The organism is Corallococcus terminator (genome assembly GCF_003611635.1).
Classification (GTDB): Bacteria; Myxococcota; Myxococcia; order Myxococcales; family Myxococcaceae; genus Corallococcus; species Corallococcus terminator.
In genome coordinates, this window is the sequence record NZ_RAVZ01000385.1 from 1 (window position 1) to 8,508 (window position 8,508).

The following is an 8,508-nucleotide window of genomic DNA, read 5'->3' on the forward strand; positions in this document are numbered from 1 at the left end:
GTCCCCGAGCAGTCCCTTGAGCACGACGCGCCCGTCCAGCGGCTGCAACTCCACCGTCATTGCCCCTCCGGGAGAGCCTCGACCATCCGCCGCGCGACCTCGACCAGCTCCGCGTCGCCGTAGTTGGAGAACCCGATGCGCAGCCCCGGGACGGCGCCGCCGTCGAAGGCGAACTGCCGGCCGGCCTGGAAGGCGACCCCGCGCTCGAGGCCGCGCCGCGCCCAGGCGTCCACGTCCAGCCCCTCTCGCGTGCGGGCCCACAGGGCGAGGCCGCCCGTGGGCGGGTCGAAGGTGAGCGCGGCGCCGAGGTGCTCCGAGAGCGCGTTCGCGAGCACGTCGCGACGGTGGCGGTAGATGGGGTGCATGCGGTTGAGGTGGCGCTCGATCTCGCCGTCCTCGATTAGCTCCGCTATCGCCCGCTCGAGCGCGGGGTCACCGTGGCGGTCGAGCGCGTCGCGGGCGGAGCGCAGCTGCGCCACGAGCGGCGCGGGCGCGTGGACGAAGCCGAGGCGGAGCCCGGGGCTGAAGATTTTCGAGAGGGAGCCCACCAGCACCACCACGCCCGCGCGGTCCTCCGCGGCGAGCGGCGGGGGCAGCGCTCCTTCGAACTGGAACTCGGCGTCGTGCTCGGACTCCAGCACGGCGAACCGGTGGCGCGCCGCGAGGGCGAGCAGCCGCGCCCGGCGCTCCGGCGAGAGCGCGACCACCGAGGGGTACTGGCGCACCGGGGTGGTGAGCACCGCGCGCAGCCGCTCCGTCGAGAGGAGCCGCTCGAGGGTGTCCACGTCGAGCCCCTGCGCGTCCACCGGCACCGGCAGGCAGCGCGCGCCGGCGCGGGCGCAGGCCTCCCACGCGTCCCGCGCGCCGAGCGCCTCGACCGCCACCGCGTCGCCCGGCCCAAGCAGGGCGTGGGCAACGAGGGCCAGCGGCAGCTGCCCGCCGCGGGTGACCACCAGGCGCTCCGGCGCGGCGGCGACGCCGCGGGCCGCGCGCAGCGTGCGCGCGAGCGCCTCGCGCAGGGTGGGGTGGCCCTGCGGGTCGTCCACCGCGAGCGTGCCGCGCGGGTTCACGGTGAGCGCGCGGCGGTAGGCCCGCGCGAGCGCGGCGCCAGGCAGGAGGCGTGGGTCGGGGTTGCCGGTGGCGACGCGGAGCAGATTGCGGGCGGCGTCGGGCACCGCGGGGTCTGGGGGCCGGCGGAGGTCGAAGCCCATGTCGGCGCCCGTGAGCTCCGCCGCGGGCCCGGGCGGAGTCTCGGAGGCGCCCGGAAGGCGCCGCGGCGGCGTGGGTGCGACCGTGCTCCCCTCGCCCGGCGCCGCCACCAGCCATCCCTCGTCGGCGAGCTCGCGGTACGCGGCCATCACCGTGTTGCGGGACACGCCCAGTCCCTGCGCGAGCGTGCGGTAGCCCGGGAGCGCGTCGCCGGGCCGGAACCGGCCGCGGTGAATCTCGGACATGAGCGCATGCGCAATCTGCAGGTAGACCGGGCGGTTGGAGCGCGGGTCGAGGGTGATGGTGGGGATGCCGGGGGCCACGGCTGCTCCGGTTGCTGGCGGCGTGGCCACACGATACGTCGCGGGCGGCCGCTTCGCTCGCGGTGGAGTGAAGGTGAGCCAGCCTCCTACCCCCGCTCAGGGGTGGCCCAGCCGACTTGTCGCGAGTGCACCTCCCTCGTGCCGCGGGCCAGGGGAATAGTCGGCCTCGATGTTCCTCTCAACCGGAGTCTCCATGCCTCGCGCCTCGCCCCGCACCTGCCGTGCACTCCTCCTGGTCTCGCTCGTGGCGCTTGCCGCCTGCGGTGGCGGGCCCGCCGACGGGGCCGGCGATGGAGAAGCAGACGGCGGCCGGGGAGTCGCCGGGGACGGAGGAGACGGTGGTGGAGCAGGTGGCGGCGACGGGGGTGGACGAGACGGAGGAGGAGACGGAGGAGGAGGAGACGACGGCGGCGGCGTGGCAGCGCCATCCGCGCCCACGAACCTCGTCGCGCGGGCCACGAGCTCCCAGGGCGTGGAGCTCACCTGGATGCCGCCGTCCGGAGCCTTCACCGGCTTCGAGGTCGAGCGCTCCGTTGCGATCGGCGGGCCCTTCGCGCTCATCGCGAGCCCACCTGCCTCGGCCCTGGGCTACGGCGAGATGGGCCTCGCCACCGGGAGCACCTACTTCTACCGGGTGCGCGCGGTGAATGGCGCCAGCGCGTCGGCGTTCACCTCCGTCGTGGGTGTGAGCACGGCCGCGGCGGTGCCGCCCAACGCGCCGACCGGCCTCACCGGCGTGCAGGAGGTGGTGGCGTCCGCCAGCGTGGCGCGGCTCTCCTGGACCGACGCCGCGACCGACGAGACCGCCTACGAGGTGCAGCACTCCAGCGAGTTCATCCCCTGGGGCTCGACAGTCACGCTCCCCGCAGGCTCGACCGGCTGGGTACACGAGAGCCCGGTCTTCGCCACCAACAACTACCGCGTGCGGGCCGTGGGTGTCGCGGGCGCCTCCGCCTGGGTGCAGGTCTCCGTCTACAACGGCCCCATCGTCATCGGCACGTTCTGCCCGGCCACGGAGGGCACGTCGGCTTCCGCGCTGTCGCAGACCTCGCTCCGGCTCGGCTGGACCTGGAACATCTGCGGCGGCGTCGCAATCGAGCGCGCGCCGTCCGCCACCGGCCCCTGGGCCGAGGTAGCCCGCTTGGGCAACTTCGTCTTCGGCGGGCCGCCCAATGGTACGTGGGATGACACGGGCCTCGTGCCGGGCACCCCCTACCACTACCGGTTCCGCACGCTCCCCCTCTTCGCCCCCACACCCTCCGGGCCGCCGTGGTCGCCCTCGGGCTACACGGCGCCAGTCTCGGCGACGACGGTGCCGCCTGTCGTCATCGCCACGCCCTCCGGGCTCACCGCGACGGTCACCTCCGCCACGAGCGTGAGCCTCGCCTGGACCGACGTGGCCCAGGACGAGACGGGGTACTCCGTGGAGTACGCCACTGGGGCGGCGGGGCCCTTCACCGAGGCCTTCCGCCTCGGCGCCAACATGACCATGACGAGCGTGAGCGGCCTCACGCCCGCGACGGCCTATTGGATGCGCGTACGCGCGGTGAAGGGGACGACGAGCTCCGCGCCCTCCAACGGAGTCTCGTTCACCACCGCGACCCGCGCCGTGCTGCGCACCACCGGTGACGCCACCGTGATGGAGAGCACCGCGCTGCTCGCCAACCAGAACGTGACCCTGCCCTCCGGACCGAATGATGTGGGCTGCTTCTTCACCTGGACCATCGGCCCGGGCGGGCAGGCCCTCTTCCACAACTGTGGTGGTTCGGCGCTCCGGTTCGACACCGCGGCGCTCTCGGGGAGGAACGTGCTCGTGGCGGCGCTCGTGATGTACCCCTGTGCCCTCGCCCTACACCCCGTGTCCGACGCGCGCTACCTGGTCCGGGCGCTTGCCGGGCCCTGGAGTCCGTCCATGGTGACCTTCAACACGCTGCCGCAGGTCTACACGGCAGGCTCGTGGTGGCTGCCGGCGCCGACGGCCGGCGGCGCGCAGGCCTGGGACGTGACGACGGTCGTGAAGAACTGGGCGAGCGGGACCTGGCCCTCGAACGGCCTCTACGTGGGGCAGTCCCCCATCACGGACCGCGTGCCGAGCTGGGGCGGGCAGACCTGGGACAACCAGAACCAGGTCACGAGCTACTGCAGCCTCGAGCAGACGGGCGGCTCCATCGACTACGTCCCGGCCCTGCACGTGGACTACCGGTAGGGGGATGGCCCCCGGCGCCGACTCTTGCTCACGGCGTGGAGTAGTCGACCGTGCCCGTCAGTCCCTCCACGTGCCCGCCGAGGGGCTCGAAATACAGCGTGAACGAGCGGCGCTCGCGGTGGAGGCGCGTCCGCATCTCGAGCGATGCCGGCGACGCCGGAGTCACGATGAGCTGCTTGTCGCCGTCGAGGTCGCGGTAACCGACCCGCAGCGTCCCCTTGGTGACTTGCATGGCGAACTTCACCTGGCGGCGACTCCCACCTACTGACGCACCGACATGCGTCATTTAACGATCTCGGGGACGCACAGAACCAATGTGATTTGACTAACAAGATGGAGTTCCACCAGCCGCGCCTGGCGCCGGGCCTTGCTCGCGGAGCGCAGGCCTCGCGCAGCGCCAGCTTCCTCCAGCAGCGCCGAGTGAAGCGGCTGTAGCGGATCCGTGAGGACGTCAGCGAGTTGCAGCCGGGCGGCGGAGAGCGGCTGGAGATTATCCGGTTAACTGGCAGCGAGGTCCCAGCCGCGGACCGGCAGGGACAAACGGGTGGATTGGCCGGTTAACTGTGGCCGCGCCGTCGGGAGCCACTGCAGAACCGCGGGGCCCACTTTTGCGGGCGGATTATCCGGTTAGTTGACATGATGCCAATCGTAGGACCCTGCTGATTCCAGCAAGTTACGATTCGCCATGTCTCATCCGGACGTCTCAATCAGACACGCCGAGCCGCATAGATGCCGCAGGATGGACTTCCTCCGCGCTATTGAGTTCTCGTCCATCCGGCCCCCAACAAAGAGGGTGGTCTCCTGTAGAAAGACGGGCGCTTTCCGCCCATTCCTCCCGCCGGTTGTCACCCCCTCCATCAGGTACTCCGTTACCTCGCGCTCCAGTTGATGTGCCAACCGAACTCATTGTTGGCCTGGGCCGGGGTGATGCCTGCGTATTTGACGTAGATGCGGAAGCCCGTGGGCGACGGGTAGTAGATGGCCGTGGCGCCGGAGCTCTCCCACTGGCCGCCGCTGCCGCCAATGGAAGTGAAGTACAGGGGCGTCGCGCTGAAGCCACAGCCCGCCGTGTTCACGTCCAGGTAAATACCGGCGGCACCGTACTGCTGCCAGTCTGTTGCGCCCTGCGACGTCTGGCCGGTGCAGAGCGTGGGCCGACGCAGATTGTTGGGGGCGGCCTGCCAGTTGATATGCCAGCCGAACTCGGTGTTGGCCCGGGCGGGGGTGATGCCTGGAAATTTGAGATAGACGCGGAAGCCCGTGGGCGACGGATTGTAGATGGCCGTGGCGCCGGAACTCTCCCACTGGCCACTGACGCCGCCAATGGAGGTGAAGAAAAGAGGCGTCGTGCTGAAGCCACAACCCGCCGTGTCCACGTCCAGGTAGATGCCGGCGGTGCCGTACTGCTGCCAGTCCGTTGCACCCTGCGACGTCTGGCCGGTGCAGAGTGTGGGCTGACGCAGATTGTTGGGGGCGGCCTGCCAGTTGATGTGCCAGCTGAATTCGGTGTTGGCCCGGGCGGGGGTGATGCCTGGAAATTTGAGATAGACGCGGAAGCCCGTGGGCGACGGGTTGTAGATGGCCGTGGCGCCGGAACTCTCCCACTGGCCGCTGACGCCGCCAATGGAGGTGAAGAAAAGAGGCGTCGTGCTGAAGCCACAACCCGCCGTGTTCACATCCAGGTAGATGCCGTCGGCGCTGTACTGCTGCCACGCCGTCGCGCCCTGCGGCGTCTGGCCCTTGCAGACCGCCGCGGATGCATACAAATCATTGAGAGCCGTGATGTCGCTGGAGGTGAACTCGCCCGTCTCCACCGAGCGGAAGCAGGAGTTCATGATGGAGGCACCGACGGTCGCCGTGGTGGGCGTGCCCGGGATGTGGATCGCGCCGATGCCAGCATCGCCCTCGTTGCCGCCGCTGCCACAACTGATGCCGCGGTTGTAGTAGTCCGAGTGGCGGAACCCGACTGTGTGGCCAAGCTCGTGCGTGATGACATGCTCGATGACATCGACGCCGTACTGGCTGAGCTGGCCGCCGATGGTGATTTGTCCAAACGGATTTCCGTTCGACGGGAACCCGGCCACGCCGCCGTTCATGTTCGGATCGATCACGGCGTTGATGGTGAAGCTGCAACCGGTGCTCGGCGTCCGCGCCATGGCGAAGGTGAGCGGCAGTTCGTCATAGTTCTGGATGGCGAGATCGAGCGCCGTGCTGAAGGCACCGGTGAACGTCGAGCCGTTGACGCAGATCTTCGTCAGCGACGTGCTGACGAGGTTGGTGGTGCGGTATTGCTCGCGGGTGGTGTCGCCGGCCTCGAGCATCTCTCGCGACGCGGCCAGGGTCACCTCGGCGTCCCGCCCGACGTAGACCCTTCCTTCGACCGTGTGGATGTCGTCAGCGGGGAACCCGGCCTTGACGAGATTGCCAACGATCTCCTGCGTCTCATCGGGGGGCTCGGCGCACCCGAACGTCAGGGCAATGCATCCCACTGCGAGGACAAGACTTCTTGCAAACATGGACATTCCTTTTCGCTGGCCCTGTAGCTCTGGCCCTGTCGCATCTCGACAGGCCGCCCGGCGACACGCATCCAACAAGGCCAGATGGGTGATGCCGGCTCGGTGGCCGCGGACTCTACAGGCGACACCTCGCACCGGCCTCTGGGTCATCTCGACGCCAAGGCGGTCGTGGTGGACTCAGTGCTTCCTGTGAGTCCGGCGGCCTTCATCCTCCACGACGGCCATCGCCACCTTCTCCGCCGACTCCCGCAGCTCTTCTTCGGGCGGCGAGTGCCAGGACTCAAAGGCAAACAGCTTGTTCATCAGCTTACCGGCCTGATAGCCCGGACGCAGGGCCAGGGCGTCGAACATCCACCCCAGCGCCCGGTCCGCGAAGACATACCAGGACTCTTCACACCCCGTGGCGTCCATGGTGATTTGAAGCACCTCCACCATGCCGTCCGCGAGGGCCAGCACCCGGATGTCGTCGTCCCCGGGCTCCGAGGGCAGGCCCTCCCGGAGGGACTGATACACCGCATCCAGCTTGAACAGCCACCCGCGCCGCTGCTCCAGGGCGTTGAGCATGAGCTGGATGTTGTCCTGGACCCGCATGTTCGGCGTGGGGCGCTGGTTGAAGAAGCTGTGACACCAGCAGTAGCCCCCCATGCTCTCGTTGCCCAGGTACGCCCCTGTCTCCGTGTACCAAGCCGGCAGGTTCTCGTTGAGCAGGTGTTGGATGTGTTTCGCCATGTCCTTGCGCTGCTCGTCCGTCAGCTTGCGCGTCCCCGGCGGAACCCGGGGCTCCAGGTACGCGCGCAGCACCTTGGCCAGCCGCTCCGGCTCATAGCCCTCCATGCTGTCGCGGATGAGCTGCCAGGAGAAACGGGCCGTCTTGCTCATGGCGTCACCTCCTCATCCAGCGCCGCCACCGCCACCCGCTGCGCCGAGGCCCGGAACGCCTCTGGTGGAGGCGGCGACCACGACTCGAACACGAACAGCGTGCCCATCAACGCCAGCGTGCCTTCGCCCACCGGCACGTCCAGCGCGTCGAAACACCAGCCCATCGCCGACTCCGCGACGTGATACCAGGCCTCTTCGCAGGACGTCTCCGCGGCGGTGAAATCCACGGTCTGGACCAGCGCCTCCGCGAGCACCGTCGCCTGGAGGCCCTTGTCTCCTTGCGCCGCGAGGAGCCGGGCGCGTGCGGCTTCGAAGAGGGCATCCAGCGCATGCAGATACTTCCGGGTGCGCTCCAGCGCCTCCAGCATGGCCCGGACGTTGTCGTCCACGTCCCGGTTCGGCGTGGGAACGCTGTTGAAGAACGAATGGCACCAGCAATAGCCCCCCAGGTTCTCGTTGCCCAGCGGCAGGCCGCTCTCGGTGTACCAGGGGCCCAGGGTGACGCCGAGCAGGTCCTGCACCTGGTACTTGAAGGGCGTCAGCACCCCCCGGCTGAACGCGCCCCCGCCGGACCTCATCGCGCGGAGCGGCGCCAGGATGTCGCGCAGCCGGACCGCCAGCGGCTCTGGCGAATAGGTGTCCAGGCTCTCGCGGATGCGCTTCCACGGGCGCTTCGAAGGATCACTGCTCATGGCTGCACCTCGTTGCGACACGGGGCGTCCGGCCCCGCGATGCTCCGGGCCAACAGACGCGCGAAGCGCACGTAGCTTTCCGTGTCTCCCGGACGCTTGGGAAACAGCACGATGGGCGCCAGCGGCGGGGTGGGCAGCCCGCCCCGCCGCAGCATGTATTCCAACCACAGCCGCGCCGCCCTCGCGTTGCCGTCCGGGAACGGGTGGAAGAAACACAGGTCCAGGTACAACCGGGTGGCGTGCGCCACCGGATGGCGTTCCTCCCGCGCCTCCCCCTCCACCTTCCCGACGAAGGCCGCCTCCAGGCCCGGCGCCTGCGCATAGCGGTGCGCACCCCCGTGCGCGAAGGCCTCCCCGGTGCGAAACGCCGTACGCACCCCCAACACCGTTTCCTGCACTTCCACCATCCGGGAAAACGTCAGCGCCTCCCCCGCGTCCGCCCACTGCCGCACCCGCGTCAGGGCCCGCTCGAAGCGCTCCGTGCGCTCGGGCCCCTGGGGCTCGTGGGCGGGCGCGTCATGCCGGTGGAGGAAGTCCTCCTGGGCCCCCGTCTCCCGGAAGGGCTGCCTTCCCGCCGCGTCCAGGTCCGCCCGGAGCGCCGGCAGGGCCCAGTCCAGGGCTTGCATGGCGTCGCGGTGGGGACCGAGCTGTTCGGTGGCGGAGGGGGCTTTCACTCGGGGTTC

The 8,508-nt window shown here is 69.8% G+C and carries 7 protein-coding genes; 1 reads left to right on the top strand and 6 read right to left on the bottom strand.

Annotated features, from left to right (window positions below):
- Nucleotides 1-56: 56 nt before the first annotated feature.
- Nucleotides 57-1,454 (bottom strand): aminotransferase-like domain-containing protein, encoded by a 1,398-nt coding sequence (locus tag D7V88_RS35420; RefSeq protein ID WP_120545021.1) that lies wholly within the window; start codon nt 1,452-1,454, stop codon nt 57-59.
- 493 nt (nt 1,455-1,947) lie between these two features.
- On the opposite strand from D7V88_RS35420, the gene D7V88_RS35425 reads away from it, so the two are divergent.
- A complete protein-coding gene (locus tag D7V88_RS35425; RefSeq protein ID WP_208726663.1) occupies nt 1,948-3,738 on the top strand; it encodes a fibronectin type III domain-containing protein in 1,791 nt (596 codons plus the stop codon).
- 28 nt (nt 3,739-3,766) lie between these two features.
- Here D7V88_RS35425 and D7V88_RS35430 read toward each other — a convergent pair whose 3' ends face one another.
- The 5 genes from D7V88_RS35430 to D7V88_RS35450 all read right to left on the bottom strand — a co-directional run.
- On the bottom strand, nt 3,767-3,970 hold the full coding sequence (locus tag D7V88_RS35430; RefSeq protein ID WP_147448998.1) for a hypothetical protein: 204 nt from the start codon (nt 3,968-3,970) through the stop codon (nt 3,767-3,769).
- A gap of 637 nt (nt 3,971-4,607) precedes the next feature.
- Nucleotides 4,608-6,227: a M57 family metalloprotease gene (locus D7V88_RS45300; RefSeq protein ID WP_279636134.1), complete on the bottom strand. Its 1,620-nt coding sequence runs from the start codon at nt 6,225-6,227 to the stop codon at nt 4,608-4,610.
- 204 nt (nt 6,228-6,431) lie between these two features.
- The gene (locus tag D7V88_RS35440) at nt 6,432-7,133 is read right to left on the bottom strand and encodes a hypothetical protein (protein ID WP_120545018.1); all 702 of its coding nucleotides are present in this window, start codon (nt 7,131-7,133) and stop codon (nt 6,432-6,434) included.
- Nucleotides 7,130-7,825 (bottom strand): hypothetical protein, encoded by a 696-nt coding sequence (locus tag D7V88_RS35445; RefSeq protein ID WP_120545019.1) that lies wholly within the window; start codon nt 7,823-7,825, stop codon nt 7,130-7,132. The genes D7V88_RS35440 and D7V88_RS35445 overlap by 4 nt, the downstream gene beginning before the upstream one ends.
- The coding region (locus D7V88_RS35450; protein ID WP_147448999.1) for a Fic family protein at nt 7,822-8,508 on the bottom strand (687 nt) is incomplete at its 5' end. The genes D7V88_RS35450 and D7V88_RS35445, both read right to left, overlap by 4 nt.

Excerpts from the sequence above, each read along its gene's own strand:
- D7V88_RS35420 (WP_120545021.1), bottom strand. The coding sequence starts at position 1,454 with ATGTCCGAGATTCACCGCGGCCGGTTCCGGCCCGGCGACGCGCTCCCG.
- D7V88_RS35430 (WP_147448998.1), bottom strand. The coding sequence starts at position 3,970 with ATGCAAGTCACCAAGGGGACGCTGCGGGTCGGTTACCGCGACCTCGAC.
- D7V88_RS35440 (WP_120545018.1), bottom strand. The coding sequence starts at position 7,133 with ATGAGCAAGACGGCCCGTTTCTCCTGGCAGCTCATCCGCGACAGCATG.
- D7V88_RS35445 (WP_120545019.1), bottom strand. The coding sequence starts at position 7,825 with ATGAGCAGTGATCCTTCGAAGCGCCCGTGGAAGCGCATCCGCGAGAGC.